The organism is Arthrobacter senegalensis (assembly GCF_059091765.1).
The window spans coordinates 129,283-151,428 of sequence record NZ_JBNHGZ010000001.1; the positions used below are offsets into that span (position 1 = coordinate 129,283).

Sequence of the window (22,146 nt, forward strand, 5' to 3'; positions counted from 1 at the left end):
CCGGGACGTCATTCGCCGGACGCCCTCAGCACTGCCTGCCTGAATGCCCGGTGCCGGGCCACCGCCTCTTCGACCGGCCGCACCACCCGCTCTTCCGCGACCCGCGCAACAGCGTCCCGGAGCCGCCGCCGCGCATTTGCGGCCCGGGCACGGGCCACGAACCGCGCGATCACGCCCGATGCAAGCGCCAGCACCACCCCGGCGAGGATCCCGGCGGCCAGCAACAAGGTCGGCACCGGGAAGCCTTCGACCGTTGGTGTCTCAGGGACCGCAAACTGCAGGTAGCCCAGCGCGGCGATGCCAAGGAGCCAGAGCGCTCCGGCCAAGGCGGCTGCGAGGGCGAGCCACTGGAGCAGGCCGAAAACCGGCCACCACCACGACGCACGGTCGGAGCGCAGGTCCGTGCCCACCAGGGCCTGGTCCAAGTCGTCCGGAAGCGTTTCCTCCGCGGATCGTGCCGCCCGGCGGATGGCCGCGCGCCAGGGTGCGGCCGCGCCTTCACCGGCGCGGTCGGCGAACTGACGGATGGCCTTGTCGGCCTGCGCCCGCTGGGCGGGGCCCGGAGCCGGCATGGACGAGCGGTTCAGCAGCGGATTCACGTCCTTGCGGTCCAGCTTGAGCCGCTTGAGCGGGTCTCGGCGCAGCTTTCCGAGCCAGCGGACCGCCGGCCATCCGGTCCGGGCATGCGCCCGCCGCCGGTAGGAGGCCCCCACGGCGTCGCTGATCGCTTCCACGCCTGCCGCCTGCGCCAACTGCTCGGCCAACGTGTTCCTGGCCGCCTTGCTGACGCCTGCCGGCTCTGCCCCGGGTTCAACGGCCAGCGCCTGGGCTGCCTTCCTGACGTCGGCGAGCAGCCGCTCGGCCGCGGCCTGCCGCTTGTCGGCAAAGGCCGTGATGGCTGCCGTCAGCTCGGCAAGGCCGGTCCCCGTCGTCGCGGAGACGGGGTAGACATCCACCCGGGCGAGCCCGTCCCGCAGCAAAATCTCCCTCAGCGACCCCAGGACCGGTTGCAGCTGTCCCTCGGCCAGCCGGTCCACCTGGTTCAGCACCACCAGCGTCACCGCATCGTGCGAGGCCAACGGGCGCAAAAATCCCTGGTGCACGGCGGCATCGGCGTACTTCTGCGGATCCAGCACCCAAACCAGTACGTCGACCTGGCCGGCGAACCGTTGCACGATGGCGCGATGCTCGACCGCGGTGGAATCAAAGTCCGGCAGGTCCAGCAGGATCAGGCCGCCGTGCCCGGCGAAGGATCCGTCGTCCACCACGTGCCGATTGGCTACCTGCAGCCAGTCCAGCAGCGGTTCGCTGCCGGCCGTTCCCCAAATTCCCGCCATTGCTTCGGACGTGGTGGGGCGGCGTGCCGCCACGGTGGCGTGGCGGGTGCCGGATACGGCGTTGAAGAGGGAGGACTTTCCGCTGCCGGTCGCACCGAAAAAGCCAACCACGGTGTGCTCGGCGGACAGGGAGCGGCGGGTGCTGGCCCGTTCCAGGACTTCGGTGACGGGTGCGAGTTCCGCTTCCGGCAGCACCCCGGCGGCGAGCTCGGCGGCCGTGTTCAAGGCATCCAGCCGTGTCTGCAGCAGCGAGGTCTCGGGCTGGCCCCGGTGGCGGCTCAATCCGGGGCTCCCGTGTCCGTCTTTGCCCCCAGCGCGTGCAGCCGCCCTTCCAGTGCGCGCATGGTCGCTGCGTCCTCCACCTCAGGGATCCGCGCCAGGAAGCGCTCCGCTTCGGCGCGCATGAGCCTGCGCGTTCGCTCCTGCAGCTCGGCGCGGGCCTTGCGCGCCAGCCTGCGTACGGCGTCCTCGCCGAAGACCGCTTCCAGCAGCTTCTGTCCCACCACGGCCGTTCCGCCCGCCACGCCGATTTCCAAGCCGGTCAGCCCTCCGGTGGCCGCGAATATCACCACCATCAGCGCTACCCCTAGGCCGTTGACTCCGAAGGAGAGCATGCGCGCGGTGAAGCGCTTGCTCTCACCCTCGCTGCGGATCAGGTCCAGCAGGTCTGCCTGCCACGCCCGGATTTCGCGGGCTACCTCGTCCGCAAAGCCCGCGCTGGGAGTCGACAGGTCTTCGTGTCCGAGCAGGCCCTGCCCGGCCGGGTCTGTCCGCCAGCGCGCGTCGGCCTCCTCCGCGCCGGCGGCCGCCGCCTCGACGACGACGGCCTGCAGCCCGGACTCGATGGCTTCCTCGACTTCGACGGAGGGAGCGGGTTTGCCGGAAAAGAACGCGCCGATCCGGTCCCGCAGCAGGCCTATGCCGCTCTCGATACCCCGGAAGAATTCTCCGGTGCCGACAAAGTCCTGCCAGCGCGCCAACACCTCGCCCCGGAGGAGCGTTCCGTCCTCCGTGGCCGCGAGAGCCCGCGTGGTCGCCGCCTCGTAGGCGTCTTCCACGACGGTGCGCAGTCGCTGGCCGGCGGCATGTTGGTCATCGGCGGCATCGGCGACTGAGCCGACCGTCGCGGCCAGTGAGCGCACTGCCCCGCCGAGGGTGCGCCGGGCGATGTCTGCCCGGCCGGAGGCGTCGGCGGCGAGTTCCTGGAGCCACTCCCGGAGGGGATCGACGGCGCCGGCCGGGAGCATGCCCCGTTCGTCCAGCCGGGACTCGAGGATGACAAACAGGCGGGCCGCGGCGAGACCCTGCCGCTGCAGCAGACCGGCCAGGTCGGCGCGGACTTCACGCTCAACTTCTTCCGGCACCCGGTCCAGCACGACCGCCACTTCGATGTCCCGCTGTGCGGCGTCCAGGAGCAGCGCCCACGGCACGGCGTCGGCGTACCGGTTGGCGGTGGTCACGAAAATCCACAGGTCGGCGGCGGCCAGCAGTTGTCCCGCCAGCCGCCGGTTCTCGTCGGCAATCGAATCGATATCCGGTGCATCGAGCAGCGCTATGCCCGCGGGAATGCTGGTGTGGGCGAGCAACACCAGCGAGGTTCCGGCAGGTTCGCCGGCCGGTTCCGGATTGTGGGCCTGCCTGTCGGCGGTGGCCGGCGCCGGCGTTCCGGTGATTCGGCCGAGGCCGGGCAGGATCCGCCGATCCGAAAACCATGCCGCGTCGCCCGGATGATGCAGCAGGACGGGTTGGCGTGTGGTGGGCCGGATCGCCCCGGCACGGGTGGCCGGAAAGCCCGCCACCGCGTTCACGAGCGTCGATTTCCCGGCGCCGGTGGATCCCCCCACGACGGCCAGCAGCGGGGCTTCCAGCGTGCGGTAGCGGGGCAGGATGTAGTCGTTCAACTGGGCAATGGCGGCAGCGACGGCTCCGCGGGCTGCGGCGGCACCGGGAACGTTTAGCGGCAACTGGACCGCTTCAAGCGCGCCCCGGCTTTGTTCCAGGAGCACGACGGCGTCCGCCGCTCCCCTGTCCTGGCCCTCGGGCAACCTGCTTGTCACGGTTCCTATCATGCCAGCAGGAGCCGCCAACCCTGCCACGGCGGGCCGTAGGCCTGGTTCTTCGGGGCATACAAAAAGCCGGTCCGGGACGGGATGTCCGGGACCGGCTGTTGGTGACCCCAGCGGGATTCGAACCCGCGTTACCGCCGTGAGAGGGCGGCGTACTAGGCCGCTATACGATGGGGCCGCATAGCTTGCACAGTTGAAGGCCTGCACTGCCTTGTCCTTGCGGACCGTGACCCCAGCGGGATTCGAACCCGCGTTACCGCCGTGAGAGGGCGGCGTACTAGGCCGCTATACGATGGGGCCGTAGGTTTGCGCGGAGTTTTCGCTCCACACAATCCAGTCCCCGCCGGAGCGGAGACTGTAGCGCTGGGATACCAGGACTCGAACCTAGAATGACGGTACCAGAAACCGTTGTGTTGCCAATTACACCATATCCCACTGGCACTTTCGGAGCCGGTGGAAACGGGCTTTTACCCATTCCCTGGCGCCTCAGCACGAGTAATTACTTTACCGGATGCCTGCTCGAAAGTGCAAAACGAGCAACGCGCGGCAGCCGGGCCGCGCGTCGCCCGGGGCGCGCTCAGCCGCGGAAGGCCTTGATCCGCGCCAGGGAGGAGTCCTTGCCCAGGATCACCATGGACTCGAAAAGCGGCGGCGAAATCCGACGCCCGGAGACCGCGGTGCGCACCGGCCCGAAGGCCAGCCGCGGCTTCAGCCCCAGGCCCTCGACCAGGGCCGACCGCAGGGCCGCCTGGATGTTCTCTGCCGTCCACTCCTCGAGCGGCTCCAGCGCGGCCAGCGCGGCGTCCAGGGCTTCCGCCAGGTTCTCGGGCAGGCCCTTGCGCGCGTCGTCGGCGATCTCGATCTCGTCGTCGTTCTTGAAGAGGAATGCCACCATCTCCGGCGCCTCCCCCAGCAGGGTGATGCGCTCCTGGATCAGCGGCGCGGCGTCGGCCAGGATCATCTGCTCGCGTTCCGTCAACGACTCCCCGACCAGGCCGGCATGCTGCAGGTAAGGGATCAGCCGGAGCTTGAAGTCGCCGGGTTCAAGCAGGCGCACATGGGTCCCGTTGATGGCCTCGGCCTTCTTCAGGTCGAAGCGCGCCGGGTTCGCCAGCACGTCGTGGATGTCGAAGGCCTCCACCATCTGGTCGATGGTGAAGATGTCCTCGTCGGCGGACAGCGACCAGCCCAGCAGCGAGAGGTAGTTGAGCAGGCCCTCCCGGATGAAACCGCGCTCCCGGTGCAGGAACAGGTTGGACTCGGGATCGCGCTTGGAAAGCTTCTTGTTGCCCTGGCCCATCACGTACGGGAGATGGCCGAACAACGGCATGTAGCGGGCCACGCCGATGTCCACCAAGGCCCGGTAGAGCGCGATCTGGCGAGGAGTCGAGGACAGCAGGTCCTCGCCGCGCAGAACGTGGGTGATGCCCATCAGTGCGTCGTCCACGGGGTTGACCAAGGTGTAGAGCGGCTTGCCGTTGGCGCGGACGACGGCGAAGTCCGGCACGCTGCCGGCCTTGAAGGTGATCTCCCCGCGCACCAGGTCCGTGAAGGTGATGTCCTCGTCCGGCATCCGCACGCGCAGCACCGGTTCGCGGCCCTCGGCCTTGAACGCGGCAATCTGGTCCTGTGTCAGGTCCCGGTCAAAGTTGTCGTAGCCCAGCTTGACGTCGCGTCCGGCGGCCTTGTGCCGGGCCTCGACTTCTTCCGGGGTGGAATAGGACTCGTAGAGGTGGCCGGCCTCCTTCAGCTTCGCGATGACGTCCCGGTAGATGTCGCCGCGCTGGGACTGGCGGTACGGCTCATGCGGCCCGCCGACCTCCACGCCCTCGTCCCACGTGATGCCCAGCCACTTCAGCGCTTCCAGCAACTGCTGGTAGCTTTCCTCGCTGTCGCGGGCGGCGTCCGTGTCCTCGATCCGGAACACCATGGTGCCGCCCGTGTGCCGGGCGTAGGCCCAGTTGAACAGGGCGGTGCGGATCAGTCCGACGTGCGGCGTGCCCGTGGGAGACGGGCAGAAGCGCACACGGACGGGAGTTTCGTCGTCAACAGTGGGGATGGCAGCAGCAGTAGTCATGATGTGCTCCAGTTTAGTCTGCCAAGCCACTGCCGCTGGCCGGGCCGGAGGCCCGGCTACTTCTTGCGCGGCTTCTTCCGGCGCGAGCCGGCGGTGTATCGGTAGAGGTAATAGAGCGCCAGCAGGATGCCGACCGCCAGGAACGTCCCCGCCAGCCAGTCCGGGCCGCCCCAGTAGTGGGTGGCCCGGGCCGCCACGGAAAACGTGGCCAGCGATCCGAGCGCAAAGACTCCGAAGGAGCGGCGGCGTGCCGGCATGGGATCAGCGGCGGGCGGTGTTGGACAGGGTGCCGATGCCCTCGATCTCGACCTCGTAGCGCTGGCCGGATTCGATGGTGCCGACGCCGGAGGGGGTGCCGGTCATGATGACGTCGCCGGGGAGCAGGGTGAAGGCCTGGGAGGCGTAGGAGACCAGTTCCTTGACGCCCCAGATCATCTGCGAGGTATTGCCCTCCTGCTTCAGCTCGCCGTCGAGCCGGCCGCGGATGGCCAGGTCTTCGGTGTCCAGTTCGGTCTCGATCCACGGGCCGAGCGGGGCCGAGCCGTCGAATCCCTTGGCGCGGGCCCACTGGTTGTCGGTGCGCTGCGCGTCCCGGGCGGTCAGGTCGTTGCCGCAGGTGTAGCCGAAGATGACCTCGTCCACGCGCTCCACCGGGACGTCCTTGCAGATCCGGCCGATGATCACGCAGAGCTCGGCCTCGTAGGAGACTTCGTCAGAGAACTCAGGCAGGACCAGCGGCTCGTTCGGGCCGATCACCGAGGTGTTGGGCTTGAGGAACATCAGCGGGGCGGCCGGCGTCTCGTTGCCCATTTCCCGGATGTGGTCGGCGTAGTTGCGGCCGATGCCGATCACCTTGCTGCGCGGAATGATCGGGGCGAGCAACCGCACGTCCTCGAGCTTGTGTTGGGCACCGGTGGGCTGGATGCCGTTGAAGAACGGGTCGCCGGCGATGACGGTAATCTGCTCACTCCCCTCCTCGCCTTCGACGATGCCGTACTGGGGGTCGGATTCAAAGACAAACCGGGCTATGCGCATGGGTTTAGCCTACTGGTTTCCCGCCCGCGGATTTCAAATGGGACGGGCCCGAACCTGCACCTCTCAACCGCGCAGGTATTCGAGCTGAGCGGCGACGGAGGATTCGGCGGCGAAGCGGACCGCGGGATCGACGTCGGCGTAGACATGGTCGGTCACCGCGTCGACGGTCGCGTCGGCGCCGAGGTGCTCCAGGGCGGCGCGAATCTGGTCCAGGCGGAGCCGGCGGTGGTCGGCGTACTCGCGGCAGATGGCCGACAGGTCCGGAAGCGTGCCGCCGTGCGCGGGCAAGACCTTCGCCGGACCGAGGAGTTCCAGCCGGGCCAGCGAAGCCAGGTACGGGCCGAGCCTGCCGTCCGGGTAGGCGATGATGGTGGTGCCGCGGCCCAGGATGGTGTCGCCGGTGAGCACTGAGCCGTGGGGTCCGTCGTCGGGAAGATGGAAGCTCACCGAGTCCGCCGTGTGGCCCGGTGTGGCCAGCACGCGGATGTCGACGCCGGCCGCCCGAACCACCTCGCCGTCCCGCAGCGGTTCGGCGGCGTAACAGAGTGCTTCGTCCAAGGCACGCACGGGAGCGCCGGTCAGTTCGTGGAAGCGTTCGCTCGCTTCGATGTGATCGATGTGGTGGTGGGTAATCAGGACCAGTTCCACCTTCCCCACTGCCGCCAGCTCAGCCAAGTGCTCCTCGTCCAGCGGCCCGGGATCGACAACTGCCACTCCCCCGTTCCCCGGGGCGGCGATCAGGTAGGACTGGGTGCCGTCCAGGCTCATCGGCCCCGGGTTGGGGGCCAACCGGTACCGGGTCAGTTCACTGCTGCGGACAAGGGAGGGATTCAGTTCAGCGGTCACAGGATTCATCCTCGCACTCCCCGCCCGGCGCCGCAGGCCGGCGCCCCGGGGAGGCGGCCGTTGGTGGCCGGCGCCCCGGGAGGTTGCCGCGGCCCTCATCATCCCCCGGGCCGGACGGCATCCGTCATACTTGCCGGGCCCGTACCGGTGGCTTGACCATGTTCGCTACGCTGGGCACCTGCAGTCCCGCCAACGGCGGCCGGACGAGGGCTGGGCGATGCGCGCATCTTCCCGGCCGGATGGAGGATCAGTGCTGACGGAAGTCCACTCACCGTACGACGTGCAGCTGGGCCGGGATGGCCTCCTGGTGTTGACTGTCCGGCGCGGCCTCAGCGTCGGTGCCGAGCTCGCGCAGCACGTCGTCGACCACCTCTTCGACGTCGCCGGGGACCGGCGGGTGGCGGTGCTGCTGAAAATGGCCGGCGTGCGCTGGGTGACTCCGGAGGCACGGCTGATCGCAGATACCTTCACGCCGTGCGTCGCCCTCGCGGTGCTCGGCAACGGGGCCGTCGACCGGGTGCTCGCCAGCTTCTTCGTGCGGATCTTCGCCAAGGACGACTTCCCGACGGGATATTTCGACGACGAGGCCGCGGCGCGTCAGTGGCTGGCGACGCATGCCGGACGCCTTGCCGGGGTGGAGACGGAATAAGTCCGGGCTGAGGCTGGGTTGCCCTTGATGGAACCATTTGCAACTGCAGGATAGGAAAACCCCATGGCGGATACCCAGAACACCACGTCCCTGGCCGATTTGCTGGCCGAGTATGACGTGGCCGAGCACGACCATGCGGTGGCCGAGCGCAACAGCGGGATGCAGCACATTCATAACCACGCCAACGGGGACATCGTGTGGTTCCCCACCTGGCAGAAAAACCGCGAGACGACCGACTGGGAAACCGCCGTGCAAGAGTTCTCCGCCGAGCTCGAGGCCGCCGCCGCGGGCGGCGCGGATGCCGCCGAAGCCGCAGCGGCCCTGGCGTCCTCCCGGCTGCAGGCCCTGCTGGAACAGGCTGCCGAGGCCCCGGACGCCAATGTGTTTATCCGCGAGAACCTGGCCCGCTTCCTGTCGGAGACCTGGGCCCTCGGCGACGCCTACGCGCTGAAGAGCGGGAAGAAACTCCCGGGGACGGCGGCGCCGGCCGGCATTTTCGCTTCGTTCCCGTACGAGGTCTACGCGCGGGAGGGCGGCAGCTTCGCCACCGCCCTGTGGAACGACCTGGTGGATGCCCGCAAGAACCGGATCGCCGCCGAAGAGGCCGAGCGCAAAGCGCTCAAGCCCGTCTCCAAGAAGGCTCGAAAGGCCGCAGAGCGCAAGGCAGCCGCCCGGAAGGGTTAGCCGCAGCACCTTCCGGCGCTCCCCGGGGGTACGCCGGAAGGAAGGTGGGCGGGCGTCGGAAGGTGGGCGGGCGTCGAAGGTGTGCCCCGCCGTCGTGGTCCTGCGTCAGAGGAACAACAGGATCAGGACCACCAGCGGCAGGACCGACTGGGCCAGCGCACTCTGCCACAGGCGGCGTTCCGAAAACCAGAGCACGGCCCCGAGGATCACGTGGGCGATGCAGGTGAAGACGATGATGGTCTCGCCGGTGGCCGGGCGGCCGCCGGCGGCGATGATCACGCCCGCGAGGGCGCCCAGCCCCCAGACCATGTTGTAGAAGCCCACGTTAATGGTCCACAGCCGCACGGCGCCCACGTCCTCCGGTCGGATGAGGAACAACCGGTGGAAGCGCTGGTCGCGGTAGAAGAAGGCCTCCGCCGCGCCAACGGCAATCAGCATCACTCCGAAGAGCGCCGCCAGGACGTACGCCGCCACCGTCATGGACCCAGTGTGGCCCGGCCGGGACCCGAACGGAAGCGGCGGTCAGGCCAGGCCGGCGGTCAGGCCAGGCCGGCGGTCAGGTCAGGCCAGGCGGTCAGGTCAGGCCAGGCGGGTGAGCCAGCCCCGCGAGTCCTCCACGGCGCCTGTCTGGATGCCCAGCAACTCCTGGCGGATGGACATGGACACGTCGCCGGACCCGGCGCTCGGCGAGGCGATGCTCCAGCCGTCGGCCTTCAATTCGCCGATCGGGGTGATCACCGCGGCGGTGCCGCAGGCGAAGGCTTCGGTGATGTCTCCCGCCGCCACGCCGTCGCGCCATTCGTCGATGGTGATCTTGCGCTCCCGCACGTCCAGGCCGCGGTCCTTGGCCAGCTCGATCACCGAGGAACGGGTGACGCCGTGCAGGATGTGGCCGTTCAGCTCCGGAGTGACCAGGCTGCCGTCCTTGAACACGAAGAACACGTTCATCCCGCCGAGTTCTTCGATGGCGTTGTCGTTGAACTTGTCCAGGAACAGCACCTGCTGGCAGCCGTTGGCTTCGGCTTCCAGCTGCGCGGCCAGGGACGCGGCGTAGTTGCCGCCGCACTTGGCCTCGCCGGTACCGCCCTCGCCCGCGCGGGAGTAGCGCTCGGAGAGCCAGATGGACACCGGCTTGAGCTCGCCGCCGAAGTAGTTGCCGGCCGGCGAGGCGATCACGCGGTAGGACACCTCGTGAGCGGGGCGGACGCCCAGGAACGCCTCGGTGGCGATCATGAACGGACGCAGGTACAGCGCTTCGCCGTCGCCGGAGGGCACCCACGCCTTGTCGGTGGTGACCAGCTGGCGCAGGGACTCGATGAAGGTTTCCTCCGGCAGCTCCGGAAGGGCCAGCCGGCGCGCCGAGGTGTTCAGGCGTGCGGCGTTGGCCTCGGCCCGGAAGGTCCAGACGGACCCGTCGTCGTGCTGGTAGGCCTTCAGGCCCTCGAAGATCTCCTGGCCGTAGTGCAGCACCGCGGCGGCAGGATCCATCATGATGGGTCCGTACGGCTCGATCCGCGCATTCGACCAGCTGCCCTTGCCGTCGGCGTCGACCTTGTAGTCGACGACGGCCGTGTGGTCCGTGAAGTGCTTGCCGAAGCCCGGGTTCGCCAAGATGGCGGCGCGCTCCTCGGCGCTCTTCGGACGCTCCGAGAGCTGCTGGGTGAATTCGAGGGGTTCAGTCATGGTTCCTCCGCGGTGAGGGCACGCCCTTGTGCGTCAAATAATGATTCTGGTTAGTAACCGTTAACTACCCTACTGCCAAAGCGGCGGTGATCGCATCGCCGATTTCCGCAGTGGTGCGGGAGGCACTTCCCCGGGTTGCGACGTCGTGCTCCACCGCCTGCTGCACGCGGGCGGCCGCGTCGGCGAGGCCCAGGTGCTCCAGCAGCAGGGCCACGGACAGGATGGCCGCCGTGGGGTCGGCCTTCTGCTGGCCGGCGATGTCCGGCGCGGAGCCGTGAACCGGCTCGAACATGGACGGAGCGGTGCGGTCCATGTTGATATTCCCGGACGCCGCCAGGCCGATGCCGCCGGTGATGGCGGCGGCCAGGTCGGTGATGATGTCGCCGAACAGGTTGTCGGTGACGATCACGTCGAAGCGGGCCGGGTCCGTGACCATGAAGATGGTGGCCGCGTCGATGTGCAGGTAGTCGACGGCAACGTCCGGGAACTCGGCGCCGACCGTCTCCACGGTGCGCCGCCACAGGTGCCCGGCGTGGACCAGCACGTTGTGCTTGTGCACCAGGGTGAGCTTCTTGCGGCGGCCGGACGCGCGGCGGAAGGCATCGCGGACCACGCGCTCCACGCCGTGGGCGGTGTTGACCGAGACCTCGGTGGCGATTTCATGCGGAGTGCCCACGCGCAGCGCGCCGCCGTTGCCCACGTAGGGCCCTTCGGTTCCTTCGCGGACGACGACGAAGTCCACCTCGCCCGGGTTTGCCAGCGGGCTGGGGACGCCGGGCAGCAGCTTCGCCGGGCGCAGGTTCACGTAGTGGTCGAGGGAGAAGCGCAGCTTGAGCAGCATCTCCCGCTCGATGACGCCGGACGGAATCCGGGTGTCGCCGGGGGCGGCGCCGACGGCGCCGAAGAGGATCGCGTCGTGCTTGCGGAGCCGCTCCAGCGTCTCCTCGGGCAGGGTCTCGCCGGTGGCCAGCCAGTGCTCGGCGCCCAGCGGGTACTCGGTCAGGTCGAAGGTGGCGCCGCCGTCGGCTGTGGCCGCCGCGAGGACCTTCACCGCCTCCGCCACGACCTCGGGGCCGATGCCGTCGCCGGGAATGACTGCCAGGGAGAATGCCTTCGCTGCTGCGCTCATGGCTTCAAGTTTAGGAAACCATTCCACATTCTGGGCAAACCGTCCCAAAATGTGAACACTTCGGACGTCAGCCTCAGACCTGGGCATGACGCGGACCGCGGGCGCCAGCGCCTAGAGTTTCTCGTCATGGGCATGCACCACAACCTCTACCGCTGGCTCCAGGCCAACACCGGCAAGGTCGACCTGATCCTGATGCTGGCGGCGTTCGCCGTGCTGCCGCTGTCCTACGTGGCGATGGGCAGCATGGCGCCGTTCTTCCTCTCTGCCCTCCTGGTCATCCCCCTCGCCTGGCGCCGGACCCGCCCGTGGCAATCGGGCGTGGCCATGGCCGTAGCCGCGCTGCTCAACGTCGCGCTGCTGGCCGAGCCGGTTCCGGCCCACATTTTTGTCCTGACGACGGTGTACTCGCTGGCAGCCTACGGACCGCGCTGGGCGAGCTTGGGCGGACTGGTGCTGGCGCTGCTGGGCGGTGCCCTGTACGTGGTGCGGTACCTGATCACCGATCCGTTCAACGCGGGCGCGGCCCCGTTTTACCTGATCGCACTCGTGGCGATTGATGCCGTGGTGCTGGTCTGCTGGACCTTCGGCGACCTGGTGCGGAACCGCCGGCTCACCGTGCAGGCGCTCGAGGACCGGGCCCGCCGGCTGGAGGTGGAGCGGCAGCAGGAGCGGGACCTGGCCGCTGCCGACGAACGGAGCCACATAGCCCGCGAGATGCACGATATTGTGGCGCACTCGCTCTCGGTGATCATCACGCAGGCCGACGGCGCCAGGTACGCCAGCGCACAGAACCCCGCGGTGGCCACGGATACCCTGGCGACCATCGCGGAGACCGGGCGGACCTCGCTGCGGGACATGCGCCGGCTGCTGGGTGTGCTGCGCGGGGACGAGGTCGCGTCTACCCGGCCGCTGCCGACGCTGGCCGATGTGGAAACCCTCGTGGAAACCGTCCGGCGCTCCGGGCTTACGGTGCAGCTGGAACAGTCAGGCGGGCCACGGCGCCCGATGCCGGCCGGCGCCGAGCTGACCGCCTACCGGGTGGTGCAGGAGGGCCTGACCAACGTGCTCAAGCACGCCGGTCCGGAGGCCTCCGCCCGGGTCCGCCTGCACTGGAGCGCCCGCGGACTTGGCCTGCAGATTGACGACGACGGCCGGGGCGCCGCCGCCGATCCCGCCACGGCCGGCAGCCGGCAGGGCCTGACGGGGATGGCCGAACGGCTGGCGCTCTACGATGGAACCGTGGAGGCCGCCCCGCTCACGGGCGGCGGATACCGCGTCCGCGCCTTCATCCCCTACACCGAAGCCTGAGCCCCGGCACGTCCGCCGGGGCGGGCCGCCGTTGCGGGCGGAACCTTCGCCGTCCGCTGGACCCCCGAACCAGAAAGATCCACATGACCGACTCCCCTATCCGCGTTGCCCTGGTGGACGACCAGCAGCTGGTCCGCGGCGGCTTCAAAATGCTGATCAACTCCCAACCCGACCTCGACGTGGTGGCAGAGGCAGGCGACGGACGCGAAGCGGTGAGCGCGCTCGCGAAGGTGCGCGCCGACGTCGTACTCATGGATGTGCGGATGCCGGGCATGGACGGGATTGAGGCGACCGCGAGGCTGCTCGAGACCGCCGCCGCGCAGCCGAACGGCTCGGACCGGGCGGAACTGAAGGTGGTGGTATTGACCACGTTCGACCTGGACGAATACGCGCTGGCCGCCATTCAGGCCGGGGCCAGCGGGTTTTTGCTCAAGGACGCGCCGCCGGAGGAGCTGCTGGAGGCCATCCGCACCGTCTACCGGGGAGACGCCGTCATCGCCCCATCGACCACGCGGCGGCTGCTGGGCCACGTGGCACCGCTGCTGCGCACCCCCGGCCCGTCCCTCAGCCGGAACCATCAGGCGGTCGAGTCGCTGACCCCGCGGGAACGCGAGGTGTTCACGCTGATCGCCCGCGGGTTGTCGAACCCGGAGATCGCCGCCCGGCTGTTCCTGTCTGAGGCCACGGTGAAGACCCACGTGGGGCACATCCTCGCCAAGCTGAACGCCCGCGACCGGGTGCAGGCCGTGCTGATCGCCTACGAAACCGGAGTGGTGACCCCGTAGGACTCGCCCGCACTCCTCGCACGGAGCTGCGGGCCGTGCGGCGGGGCCGGCCGCAGCCCACCGCCAAAACCGGCACGGAAAAGCACCCGCCCCGCCTGCGGCTGCACGCTTCGGGGGCCTTGCCAAAGATTAATAAGCATGCTTAGGTTAAATCGTTAAGGGCCGCACGGATCACGCTCAACACGGGCGTCCGTACCCTCCAAAAGACATCGATCGAGAAGGAGATACCATGCTCGCCCAAGAACAACTCAACAACCTGCTCAGCCGCGGCGGAAATGTCGTTTCGACTGACGGAGACAAAATCGGCTCCATCGGCCAGGTCTACGCCGATGATGACAGCGGCCGCCCCACGTGGGTGACGGCCAAGACCGGCCTGTTCGGCTCCTCCGAAACTTTCGTCCCGCTTGAAGCGGCCCGGGTGGAGGGTGACGACATTGTGGTCCCCTACACGAAGGACCAGATCAAGGACGCCCCGCGGGTTGACGTGGACGGCTACCTGGAGCCCGCAGAGGAGGACCGGCTCTACGCGCACTATCAGCTGGGCGGCGGCGGACGGACTTACACCGACGCCACAACCGGCCGGGATACCGACTACACCGCTGCCGGCACGGGCACCGGCACTACCGGGCAGTACGGCACCGACGACGCCCGCGGCACGTACACCGAGGACGCCCCGGGCACGGTAGGCCGGGACACCTCCGGTCCCACTACCGACGACGCCATGACCCGCTCCGAGGAGCGCCTGCATGTCGGTACCGAGAAGCAGGCGACGGGCCGGGCCAGGCTGCGCAAGTACGTCACCACGGAAAATGTTACCCAGACCGTTCCGGTCCAGCGCGAGGAAGTCCGCATCGAGCGCGAACCGATCACCGACGCCAACCGCGGCGACGCCATGTCCGGCCCGGATCTGAGCGACGAGGAACACGAGGTCACGCTCCACGAGGAACGGCCCGTCGTGGAGAAGGAGACCGTCCCCGTGGAACGTGTCCGGCTGGAAAAGGACACGGTCACCGACGAAGTCAGGGTCGACGAAGAGGTGCGTAAGGAACGCATCGAGACCGACGGCACCGACGACGACACCCGTCGCCGCTAGCCGGGGGCAAGGCCGACGCGAAAGGCCGGGGCGGGAGCACTCCCGCCCCGGCCTTTCGCTCGTCCGGACAGTCCGAGAAACTGCGTTCGCGGCGTGCCCGCGGTTCGATAAAGTGCTTACAAATTGCCGTCGGCGAAGGAATTGAAGATCTTGCGGGTCTTGGCATCCATGGGCAGCATGTACTGGCCGTCCGTGCTGTAGCCGAAGCCGGGCTCGGGGACTTGGTGCCCGACCTTCGCCGGCTTTGTCTTGTAGACCCAGGCGCCGAGCGTCAGCGCCTGCTCCGCGCTCAGGTTGGTCTCGACCAGCGGATCGGCGGCGGTGAGCAGGTCGACCAGCCCGGCCGGCCCGCTCATCTTGGCCATGGCGGCGAATCCGAGCAACAGTACCCCCTGGTGCGTTGAGCGGCCGAAGTCTCCATTGCGCAGGGTTTTCCGCTCCCGGGCGTAGTCCAGCGCCGTCTCACCGTCGAGCTTGCTCTTTCCCGCCTTGACGTCCAGCACCGGGATTGGGGCGTCAATGGTGACGCCGCCGATTTCATCCACCAGGTCCTCGAACTGCCTGAAACCGGTGAGGATGTAGCCCTCCACCTTCAGGCCGGTCACGTCCGCCACGACCTTCTGCTGCGCCTTGGGTCCGCCCCGCATCATGGCCGCGTTGATCTTCGCCTGGCCGCCGCCTGGCATGTCCACCCAGAGATCCCGCGGAATGCCCAGGATGCCGCCTCCGCCCTTGCCGTCCACACCGATTACCTGGAGGGCGTCGGCGCGGGCTTCACGAACCTTCTCGCCCTTGCTCTTCTGGGCGTCCGAGCCTATGAGCAGGACGTGGCGCTTGCCGCCCAGAACCGTCTTGTTCACGTCGAGCGAGGGCCACCAGCCTCCCACCGCCGTCCACGTTCCGTCCTTGTCTACGGCAAGGGTCACGTCGTCGCCGGAGGTCAGGACGGCCATGTGCTGCCCGTTCCATTTACCGGTCGCGGCCTTGACCGTGGTTTTGGCTTCGACAGGAGTCCGGCCGGCGAGCGCTCCGGCAGCCAGCTTGTTGGCCGCAACGTCGCCGCCCTCGTAGATGGCCGTCGCCAACTCCGCCAGGGGTTCGGGCATCTCGCCGGTCTCCACCATGCTGGGGCTGGGAGTTGCCGAATGCAGCGGACGGGGCTGCTCGGCCTTCGGCGCGCAGCCGGTCAGCAGGAGAAGGGATACGAGCGGGAGCGCGGCGAGGCGGGCAAGTTTCATGGCTTTATGTTCCCGCGTACCCGGCCGCCGTGCAAAGGTTTCACCGCATGACGGCCGTGTCCCCGCCGGATCAGCCCGTCCCGTCGGGCCCGCGCTCTCCACCCTGGGTATGAGCCGGCGGGCTGCGGAGACCAGACCTGCGGCTGATCCGCACAAGGCAGCGTTTCCATAGCGTAAGGGTATGACTACCAGTACTGAGCAACTACGCGCCGGCGCTGCCCCTGGCGGCGCCACCCCGGCCGCCGCTGCCCGCGGCCTGAACAAGACCTACGGAACCGGCGACACCCGCGTGCACGCCCTGAAAGAGGTGGACGCCAGCTTCGAGGCCGGCACGTTCACCGCGATCATGGGCCCGTCCGGCTCGGGCAAGTCCACGCTGATGCACTGTCTGGCCGGGCTGGACACCGCCGATGCGGGCAACATCTGGATCGGCGGAACCGAAATCTCCTCGCTGAACGACTCCCAGTTGACCAAGCTGCGCCGCGAGCGCGTGGGCTTCGTGTTCCAGGCCTTCAACCTGGTGCCCACCCTGACCGCGGAGCAGAACATTACGCTGCCGATTTCCCTGGCGGACGGCTCCGTGGACCGGGAGTGGTTCCGCTCTGTCACCGCAACGCTCGGCCTGACCGACCGGCTCGCGCACCGGCCCCACGAGCTGTCCGGCGGCCAGCAGCAGCGCGTCGCCGTGGCGCGGGCGCTGCTGACCCGCCCCGACGTCGTCTTCGGCGACGAACCCACCGGCAACCTCGACTCGAAGTCCGGCGCGGAGGTGCTCTCGCTGCTGCGCCGGTCCTGCCAGGAGATAGGCCAGTCCATCATCATGGTCACGCACGACCCGGTGGCCGCTTCCTACGCGGACCGGGTGGTGCTGATGAACGACGGCGCGCTGGTGGGCGAACTGAACCGGCCCGACACCGACGCGATCCTGGCCGCCCTGGCCAAGCTGGGGGCCTGAACATGCTGCAGGTAGCGCTTGCACAGGTGCGGCAGCACGCGCGGCGGTTCATCGCCGTCGGGCTGGCCGTGGTGATGGCGGTGGGGTTCCTGACCGCCACACTGATGGTCAACGCATCCACCGAAGCCTCGCTGGGCAACAGCATCGGCGCCGGTTTCCGGAACGCCGACCTGGTGGTGTCCGGCCCTCCGGACCGGCCGCTGGACGCCTTGGCCGTCGATGCCGTGGCCGCCGCCGAGGGCGCCGGCGAGGTGTACGCACAGGAGACGGCGCCCGTCGCGTTCCGGTCCCGGGCCGACCCCGGCTACGCGGTTCTGCAGAACACCGCCCCCGACGGACTGAACCACCTGGAGCTGGTGGAAGGCGCCCTGCCCGCGGAGGGTGAGGTGGCGCTGGACGCCGGAACTGCCGGGAAGCAGGATCTGGCGGTCGGCGACACCCTGGAGCTGGCGCCGGCCGCCGGGAAGGTGGCCGCCGAGGACATCGCCGCCGCAGGGACCGGACTAACGGTTTCGGGGATCGTGAAGCCGTCCAAGGACCCGTTCATGATGGGCCAGCCGCAGTTCTTCGCCGGTGGCACCCTGGTGCGGCAGCTGGCCGGCGAGGCCGGGCCGCAGCTGCACAACATCCAGCTGGATCTGGCCCCGGGCGCCGCTGCCGGCACGGTGCAGGACTCTGTGGCCGCGGCACTGGCGGAGGCAGGCTTCGGCGACGCCACCGTGAACACGGCCGCGGAGCAGACGAAGGCCGTGGTGGCCGGCCTCACCGGCGGCAGCGACCAGCTGACCATTGTGCTGCTGGCGTTCGCGCTGGTGGCCCTGCTGGTTTCGGCGCTGGTGGTAACCAACACCTTCTCGGTGCTGATCGCCCAGCGGACCCGCGAGCTGGCGCTGCTGCGCTGCATCGGCGCGGACCGCGGGCAGATCCGGAACTCCGTGTTGGCGGAGGCCCTGCTGGTCGGCGTCGGTGCCTCCGTGCTGGGCGTGCTAGGGGCGGTGGCCCTGATGGCCGGCGTGATCGCCGTGCTGCAGGGGCAGCCGGAGACCGAGTTCGCCGCCCTGGCCGTGCCGCCGTCGGCCGTCGCCGTCGGACTCGCGGCGGGCATCCTGATGACCGTGCTGGCCGCCCTCGCCCCGGCCCGTGCCGCCACCCGGGTGGCACCGCTGGCCGCCCTGCGCCCGGCCGACGAGGCGCGCACCGGCAACCGCAAAGGCAAGGTCCGGCTCGCGATCGGCGGCGCGCTCACGGCGGTCGGCGCCGTCCTGCTGGCACTCGGAGCGCTGTCGGCGAACCTGCTGATCGCCCTGCCCGGCGGCATGCTCTCCTTCATCGGCCTGCTGCTCTGCGCCACCTTGTTCGTGCCGCCGCTGGTCACCGCCGTCGGCGCGCTCGCGAGGCCCGCGGGAGTGCCGGGCAAGCTGGCCGCGGTGAACGCGGTGCGCAACCCGGGGCGTACCTCCGCCACCGCCACCGCCTTGCTGATCGGCGTCACGCTGGTGGCGATGATGATGACCGGCGCGCAAACCGCCCGCACCGCGTTCGACGCCCAGTTGGGCGCGGAGTATCCGGTGGACCTGGCGGTCGGGCACCTCACGCTCGGCGGGGAACCGCTGGACGCCTCGGCCGCGGCCACCGCCGTCACATACGACGGCGTTGCCGCCGCCGGCCTGGTCACCAACGGCGGCTTCGCCGACCTGCACGGCCAGCGGACCGGGGTCTACCAGCTGGCGCCGGAGCAGCTGGGCCTGCTGCAGGACGGCTCGCTGGAGCTGGACGCGAGCACGGTGCTGATGCCGCAGGGCTCGGGACTGGAGAAGCTGACCGTGACCGGCAGCCGGGGGGCCAAGGAACTGCGCGTGGTGGAGGCCGACAGCCGCACCCTGCCGCCGCTGATCTCCGCCGCGGTGGCCGACGAGATCGGCGTGCCGGAGCTGCCCGCCGCCGACTCCCCGGACTACTACTCAGCCCTGCCGCAGCTGTGGGTGTCCGTGGACCGGGACCTGGATGCCGGGGCGCTCCTGGACCTGCGGACCGAACTGGCCGCCGGGCTCGACGTGGACGAGTACCAGGTGTCCGGTGCCGCCGTGGAACGTGCCGCGTTCAATCAGGTGATCGATGTGCTGCTGCTGGTGGTCACCGGGTTGTTGGGCGTGGCGGTGCTGATCGCGCTGGTGGGTGTGGCCAACACGCTCTCGCTCTCCGTGTTGGAGCGTACGCAGGAGTCGTCGCTGCTGCGGGCGCTCGGGCTGACCACGTCGCAGTTGCGCGCAATGCTGGCGCTGGAGGCCGTGCTCATCGCCGGGGTCGCCGCGCTGATCGGATCGGTGCTCGGCGCGGTCTACGGCTGGCTCGGCGCGCAGTCGGCGCTTGGGGCGTTCGCCACCGTGGTTCCGGACGTGCCGTGGCTGCAGCTGCTCGGGGTGCTGGCCGTGGCCGTGGTCGCCGGCCTGCTCGCCTCCGTGCTGCCGGCCCGCCGGGCAGCCCGCCTCTCCCCCGTGGAAGGCCTGGCGACCGCCTGACCGCCTACCTGGCCCATTCGGTCTGCATTTCCGCGACGGGGTGGATGTTCACCCTCCTGACGCCGTCCCCGGTGGTGGCCGTGAACTCGTGCCAGGCGTACGCCGGGATGACGATCACCGTTTCCGCGCCCGCATGGCCGGACTGGCCGTCGATCGTGAAGTCGATCTCGCCGTCGAGCAGTACGAAGATCTCCTCGTAGGGATGGCGATGGCGTTCGGCACCGCGCGAGTTCACGAAGAAGGACGCGTGGGCGCCGTGTTCGCTGCCACGGAAGACGGCGGCTCCCGAGGCGGGACGCAGGCTGGCGAGGGACAGGGCCTTGTAGGTCATCGGAGCGGCCTTCCGTTGGGCGGGTAGCCGACACTCTACCGACTGCGGCGCCGGCGGTCCCAGGGGAACGAGGATCCAGCCGTTCGCTTCCCTCGGCGGCCGCCACGGCGGAGACATCGGCAGGGCCTGATGCTACGTTGGCGGGACAGACCAGTGCAGAGCGCCGTGCGGACGGAGGAAAGGCATGAGCGGTTCCACCACAACCGAAAAACAACCGGAGCTGAAACGGGCCATAGGACCCAAACTCCTGCTCCTGTTCATTGTGGGTGACATCCTGGGCACGGGCGTCTACGCGCTGACGGGACAGGTGGCCGGCGAGGTGGGCGGCGCGGCGTGGGCCCCGCTGCTGCTCGCGTTCGTCGTGGCCACCATCACCGCGTTCTCCTACCTGGAGCTCGTCACCAAGTACCCGCAGGCCGCCGGGGCCGCGCTGTACACGCACAAGGCCTTCGGCGTCCATTTCCTCACCTTCCTGGTGACGTTCGCCGTGCTCAGTTCCGGCATCACCTCTGCCTCCACCGCCGCCAAGTTCCTGGGTGAGAACTTCATCGCCGGGTTCAACCTGGACTGGAACCAGACCGGCGTGACCTGGGTGGCGATCGTCTTCATGGCGGTCCTGGCGGGAATCAACTTCCGCGGCGTCAGCGAGTCGGTGAAGTTCAACGTGGTCCTGACGGTAGTGGAGTTCACCGGGCTGCTAATCGTGATCTTCATCGGCTTCTGGGCCATGAGCCAGGGCAATGTCGACTTCAGCCGGGTCATGGTGTTCGAAACCTCGGAGGACAAGGGCGTCTTCCTGGCCATCACCGCCGCCACCTCCCTGGCGTTCTTCTCCTTCGTGGGCTTCGAGGACTCGGTGAACATGGCCGAAGAGACCAAGGACCCGGTCACCACCTTTCCCAAGGTCATGCTCACTGGCTTGGGCATCACCGTGATCGTGTACGTGCTGGTGTCCATCACCGCGGTAGCCATCGTGCCGATCGGGCAGCTGTCGGAAAGCCCGACGCCGCTGCTGGAAGTCGTGTCGGTCGGCGCGCCGGGGTTCCCGGTGGACGTCATCTATCCGTTCCTGTCCATGTTCGCCGTGGCCAATACGGCACTGATCAACATGCTGATGGCCAGCCGCCTGCTCTACGGCATGGCCCGCCAGGACGTGCTGCCGCGGTTCCTGGGCAAGGTCCACCCCAACCGCCGCTCCCCCTGGGCCTCCATCATCTTCACCACGCTCATTGCGTTCGTCTTGATCTTCGTGGTCACCAACGTGATGGGCACCGACACCGTCGCCGCGTTGGGCGGCACCACTGCCCTGCTGCTGCTGGGCGTCTTCACGATCGTGAACCTGGCTGTGCTGGTCCTGCGCCGCAAACCGGTCGACCGCAAACATTTCCGAACCCCCACCGTGCTGCCCTACCTCGGGATGGCCACCTGCCTCTTCCTGGTGGGCCCGTGGGCGCAGGATCCGATCGAGTACCAGATTGCCGGCCTGCTGCTCGGCCTCGGCCTGGTGCTGTGGCTGCTTACGTGGCTCTGGAACCGCGGCGCGTACGGCAGGAAGACGAGGTTCCGCAGCCCGGAGGAACTGGGCGGTTGACGGGACCGGGCGTACGGAGCGAACGGGTAATCGATCGCACCCGCGATTATCCGAAGCGGCCGATTGACGGAGCCCGGGCGATTGACCCGGGGCATGGGTGGGTAAGGACAGTGAAACAACGACGGCGGAGGCCGTCCGCGTGACGACGACGCCGGCGGCCTTCTGAGACCGGCCGCGGGCGAATGAGAGCCAGCAGGAAGGAAGGCCATGGCCGCCAAGAAACACCGGACCGGGACCCTGGACCAGGAGAACCTCGCCGCCTATCTGGACTACCATCTGCTGGGTTCGGCTGCTGGCGTGCAACTGTTCGACGCCGTCCGCCAGTCGTGGGCGGGAACCCCGGAGGAGGCCGAGTTCCGGAAGCTGCGCGACGAGGTGTCCGCAGAGCGCAAGGAATTGAAGGCCCTGCACCGGAGCTTCGGTTACCGGCGGAACAAGCTCAAGCAGCTCGGCTCGATGGCCGGCGCCATCGCCAGCAAAGTGAACCCGCTCAACCCCACGCGGGCTTCGGGCGGGGTGGGCGCCCAACTGGAACTCGAATCACTGATGTCCGCCCTGCGCGGCAAGCAGTGCATGTGGCAGGTCCTGACCGTTCTGGCGCCCAGGGACCGCCGGCTGGACGCCACCCGCTTCCAGGAACTCGAGGCCCAGGCCGCGGACCAGCAGAGACGGGTGGAGCGGATCATGGCCGCGACCGCGGCTCGGCGCTTTCAGCCGGGCGGGTAGGGCCAACCAGCCGGGGTTATCCCGCCGGCGCTTCCAGCCGCGCGGGTAGGGCTACCCGGCAGGCGCTTCCTGCCGGCCGGGTAGGGCCAACCGG

The 22,146-nt window shown here is 69.0% G+C and carries 20 protein-coding genes and 3 tRNA genes; 9 read left to right on the forward strand and 14 right to left on the reverse strand.

All coding sequences use genetic code 11. From position 1 onward, the window contains the following. Positions 1-8: 8 nt before the first annotated feature. The 9 genes from AC5RVG_RS00615 to AC5RVG_RS00655 form a co-directional block, all read right to left on the reverse strand. Positions 9-1,619: a GTPase gene (locus tag AC5RVG_RS00615; protein ID WP_494012341.1), complete on the reverse strand. Its 1,611-nt coding sequence runs from the start codon at positions 1,617-1,619 to the stop codon at positions 9-11. Beyond that, entirely contained in the window at positions 1,616-3,406 is a 1,791-nt protein-coding gene (locus AC5RVG_RS00620; protein WP_494000013.1) for a dynamin family protein, read from the reverse strand. Before AC5RVG_RS00620 ends, AC5RVG_RS00615 begins: the two co-directional genes overlap by 4 nt. A gap of 99 nt (positions 3,407-3,505) precedes the next feature. Beyond that, positions 3,506-3,581: transfer RNA gene (locus AC5RVG_RS00625), tRNA-Glu, on the reverse strand. A 49-nt stretch (positions 3,582-3,630) separates the two neighbouring features. Next, positions 3,631-3,703 (reverse strand) — tRNA-Glu (locus AC5RVG_RS00630). Between the two features lie 63 nt (positions 3,704-3,766). Beyond that, positions 3,767-3,838, reverse strand: a tRNA-Gln gene (locus tag AC5RVG_RS00635). Between the two features lie 142 nt (positions 3,839-3,980). After that, positions 3,981-5,480 (reverse strand): glutamate--tRNA ligase, encoded by a 1,500-nt coding sequence (gene gltX / locus AC5RVG_RS00640; protein WP_494012342.1) that lies wholly within the window; start codon positions 5,478-5,480, stop codon positions 3,981-3,983. A gap of 56 nt (positions 5,481-5,536) precedes the next feature. Beyond that, entirely contained in the window at positions 5,537-5,737 is a 201-nt protein-coding gene (locus AC5RVG_RS00645) for a hypothetical protein (protein ID WP_494000015.1), read from the reverse strand. A gap of 4 nt (positions 5,738-5,741) precedes the next feature. Continuing rightward, positions 5,742-6,515 carry a fumarylacetoacetate hydrolase family protein gene (locus tag AC5RVG_RS00650; protein WP_494000016.1) on the reverse strand — a complete coding sequence of 258 codons (774 nt, stop codon included), beginning with the start codon at positions 6,513-6,515 and terminating at the stop codon, positions 5,742-5,744. Positions 6,516-6,578: 63 nt separating this feature from the next. Next, positions 6,579-7,370 (reverse strand): MBL fold metallo-hydrolase, encoded by a 792-nt coding sequence (locus AC5RVG_RS00655; protein WP_494000017.1) that lies wholly within the window; start codon positions 7,368-7,370, stop codon positions 6,579-6,581. A gap of 241 nt (positions 7,371-7,611) precedes the next feature. Between AC5RVG_RS00655 and AC5RVG_RS00660 the strand changes: the two genes are divergently transcribed. Together AC5RVG_RS00660 and AC5RVG_RS00665 are read left to right on the forward strand one after the other, a co-directional pair. Continuing rightward, complete coding sequence (locus AC5RVG_RS00660; protein ID WP_494000018.1) at positions 7,612-8,010, forward strand: DUF7793 family protein; 399 nt, start codon at positions 7,612-7,614, stop codon at positions 8,008-8,010. A gap of 63 nt (positions 8,011-8,073) precedes the next feature. Beyond that, the gene (locus AC5RVG_RS00665; protein WP_494000019.1) at positions 8,074-8,694 is read left to right on the forward strand and encodes a hypothetical protein; all 621 of its coding nucleotides are present in this window, start codon (positions 8,074-8,076) and stop codon (positions 8,692-8,694) included. A 105-nt stretch (positions 8,695-8,799) separates the two neighbouring features. Here AC5RVG_RS00665 and AC5RVG_RS00670 read toward each other — a convergent pair whose 3' ends face one another. From AC5RVG_RS00670 to AC5RVG_RS00680, 3 genes are all read right to left on the reverse strand, one after another. After that, positions 8,800-9,174, reverse strand: coding sequence for a DUF1304 family protein (locus tag AC5RVG_RS00670; RefSeq protein ID WP_494000020.1), 375 nt, complete (start codon positions 9,172-9,174; stop codon positions 8,800-8,802). A gap of 99 nt (positions 9,175-9,273) precedes the next feature. Beyond that, the gene (locus AC5RVG_RS00675; RefSeq protein ID WP_494012343.1) at positions 9,274-10,377 is read right to left on the reverse strand and encodes a branched-chain amino acid aminotransferase; all 1,104 of its coding nucleotides are present in this window, start codon (positions 10,375-10,377) and stop codon (positions 9,274-9,276) included. 64 nt (positions 10,378-10,441) lie between these two features. Then, entirely contained in the window at positions 10,442-11,506 is a 1,065-nt protein-coding gene (locus AC5RVG_RS00680) for a 3-isopropylmalate dehydrogenase (protein WP_494012344.1), read from the reverse strand. Positions 11,507-11,632: 126 nt separating this feature from the next. Here AC5RVG_RS00680 and AC5RVG_RS00685 point away from each other — a divergent pair, with 126 nt between their 5' ends. From AC5RVG_RS00685 to AC5RVG_RS00695, 3 genes are all read left to right on the forward strand, one after another. Further along, positions 11,633-12,814 carry a sensor histidine kinase gene (locus AC5RVG_RS00685; RefSeq protein ID WP_494012345.1) on the forward strand — a complete coding sequence of 394 codons (1,182 nt, stop codon included), beginning with the start codon at positions 11,633-11,635 and terminating at the stop codon, positions 12,812-12,814. 83 nt (positions 12,815-12,897) lie between these two features. Continuing rightward, positions 12,898-13,599 (forward strand): response regulator, encoded by a 702-nt coding sequence (locus AC5RVG_RS00690; protein WP_494012346.1) that lies wholly within the window; start codon positions 12,898-12,900, stop codon positions 13,597-13,599. 229 nt (positions 13,600-13,828) lie between these two features. Beyond that, complete coding sequence (locus AC5RVG_RS00695; protein WP_494012347.1) at positions 13,829-14,692, forward strand: DUF2382 domain-containing protein; 864 nt, start codon at positions 13,829-13,831, stop codon at positions 14,690-14,692. Positions 14,693-14,808: 116 nt separating this feature from the next. Here AC5RVG_RS00695 and AC5RVG_RS00700 read toward each other — a convergent pair whose 3' ends face one another. Further along, the gene (locus tag AC5RVG_RS00700) at positions 14,809-15,930 is read right to left on the reverse strand and encodes an LCP family protein (RefSeq protein ID WP_494012348.1); all 1,122 of its coding nucleotides are present in this window, start codon (positions 15,928-15,930) and stop codon (positions 14,809-14,811) included. A 181-nt stretch (positions 15,931-16,111) separates the two neighbouring features. On the opposite strand from AC5RVG_RS00700, the gene AC5RVG_RS00705 reads away from it, so the two are divergent. Continuing rightward, on the forward strand, positions 16,112-16,885 hold the full coding sequence (locus AC5RVG_RS00705) for an ABC transporter ATP-binding protein (RefSeq protein WP_494012349.1): 774 nt from the start codon (positions 16,112-16,114) through the stop codon (positions 16,883-16,885). A gap of 2 nt (positions 16,886-16,887) precedes the next feature. Continuing rightward, positions 16,888-19,404 (forward strand): ABC transporter permease, encoded by a 2,517-nt coding sequence (locus tag AC5RVG_RS00710; RefSeq protein ID WP_494012350.1) that lies wholly within the window; start codon positions 16,888-16,890, stop codon positions 19,402-19,404. Positions 19,405-19,408: 4 nt separating this feature from the next. Here the strand turns inward: AC5RVG_RS00710 and AC5RVG_RS00715 are convergent, their stop codons facing one another. Next, the gene (locus tag AC5RVG_RS00715; RefSeq protein ID WP_494012351.1) at positions 19,409-19,735 is read right to left on the reverse strand and encodes a cupin domain-containing protein; all 327 of its coding nucleotides are present in this window, start codon (positions 19,733-19,735) and stop codon (positions 19,409-19,411) included. Between the two features lie 184 nt (positions 19,736-19,919). Here AC5RVG_RS00715 and AC5RVG_RS00720 point away from each other — a divergent pair, with 184 nt between their 5' ends. Together AC5RVG_RS00720 and AC5RVG_RS00725 are read left to right on the forward strand one after the other, a co-directional pair. Next, positions 19,920-21,326, forward strand: a complete 1,407-nt coding sequence (locus AC5RVG_RS00720; RefSeq protein ID WP_494012352.1) for an APC family permease — start codon at positions 19,920-19,922, stop codon at positions 21,324-21,326. Positions 21,327-21,533: 207 nt separating this feature from the next. Further along, on the forward strand, positions 21,534-22,052 hold the full coding sequence (locus AC5RVG_RS00725) for a hypothetical protein (RefSeq protein WP_494012353.1): 519 nt from the start codon (positions 21,534-21,536) through the stop codon (positions 22,050-22,052). Positions 22,053-22,146: the final 94 nt, after the last annotated feature.

Excerpts from the sequence above, each read along its gene's own strand:
- AC5RVG_RS00675 (WP_494012343.1), bottom strand. The coding sequence starts at position 10,377 with ATGACTGAACCCCTCGAATTCACCCAGCAGCTCTCGGAGCGTCCGAAG.
- AC5RVG_RS00700 (WP_494012348.1), bottom strand. The coding sequence starts at position 15,930 with ATGAAACTTGCCCGCCTCGCCGCGCTCCCGCTCGTATCCCTTCTCCTG.
- gltX (WP_494012342.1), bottom strand. The coding sequence starts at position 5,480 with ATGACTACTGCTGCTGCCATCCCCACTGTTGACGACGAAACTCCCGTC.
- AC5RVG_RS00670 (WP_494000020.1), bottom strand. The coding sequence starts at position 9,174 with ATGACGGTGGCGGCGTACGTCCTGGCGGCGCTCTTCGGAGTGATGCTG.
- AC5RVG_RS00720 (WP_494012352.1), top strand. The coding sequence starts at position 19,920 with ATGAGCGGTTCCACCACAACCGAAAAACAACCGGAGCTGAAACGGGCC.
- AC5RVG_RS00665 (WP_494000019.1), top strand. The coding sequence starts at position 8,074 with ATGGCGGATACCCAGAACACCACGTCCCTGGCCGATTTGCTGGCCGAG.
- AC5RVG_RS00715 (WP_494012351.1), bottom strand. The coding sequence starts at position 19,735 with ATGACCTACAAGGCCCTGTCCCTCGCCAGCCTGCGTCCCGCCTCGGGA.
- AC5RVG_RS00620 (WP_494000013.1), bottom strand. The coding sequence starts at position 3,406 with ATGATAGGAACCGTGACAAGCAGGTTGCCCGAGGGCCAGGACAGGGGA.
- AC5RVG_RS00695 (WP_494012347.1), top strand. The coding sequence starts at position 13,829 with ATGCTCGCCCAAGAACAACTCAACAACCTGCTCAGCCGCGGCGGAAAT.
- AC5RVG_RS00655 (WP_494000017.1), bottom strand. The coding sequence starts at position 7,370 with ATGAATCCTGTGACCGCTGAACTGAATCCCTCCCTTGTCCGCAGCAGT.
- AC5RVG_RS00690 (WP_494012346.1), top strand. The coding sequence starts at position 12,898 with ATGACCGACTCCCCTATCCGCGTTGCCCTGGTGGACGACCAGCAGCTG.
- AC5RVG_RS00725 (WP_494012353.1), top strand. The coding sequence starts at position 21,534 with ATGGCCGCCAAGAAACACCGGACCGGGACCCTGGACCAGGAGAACCTC.
- AC5RVG_RS00680 (WP_494012344.1), bottom strand. The coding sequence starts at position 11,506 with ATGAGCGCAGCAGCGAAGGCATTCTCCCTGGCAGTCATTCCCGGCGAC.
- AC5RVG_RS00650 (WP_494000016.1), bottom strand. The coding sequence starts at position 6,515 with ATGCGCATAGCCCGGTTTGTCTTTGAATCCGACCCCCAGTACGGCATC.
- AC5RVG_RS00645 (WP_494000015.1), bottom strand. The coding sequence starts at position 5,737 with ATGCCGGCACGCCGCCGCTCCTTCGGAGTCTTTGCGCTCGGATCGCTG.
- AC5RVG_RS00685 (WP_494012345.1), top strand. The coding sequence starts at position 11,633 with ATGGGCATGCACCACAACCTCTACCGCTGGCTCCAGGCCAACACCGGC.
- AC5RVG_RS00705 (WP_494012349.1), top strand. The coding sequence starts at position 16,112 with ATGACTACCAGTACTGAGCAACTACGCGCCGGCGCTGCCCCTGGCGGC.
- AC5RVG_RS00710 (WP_494012350.1), top strand. The coding sequence starts at position 16,888 with ATGCTGCAGGTAGCGCTTGCACAGGTGCGGCAGCACGCGCGGCGGTTC.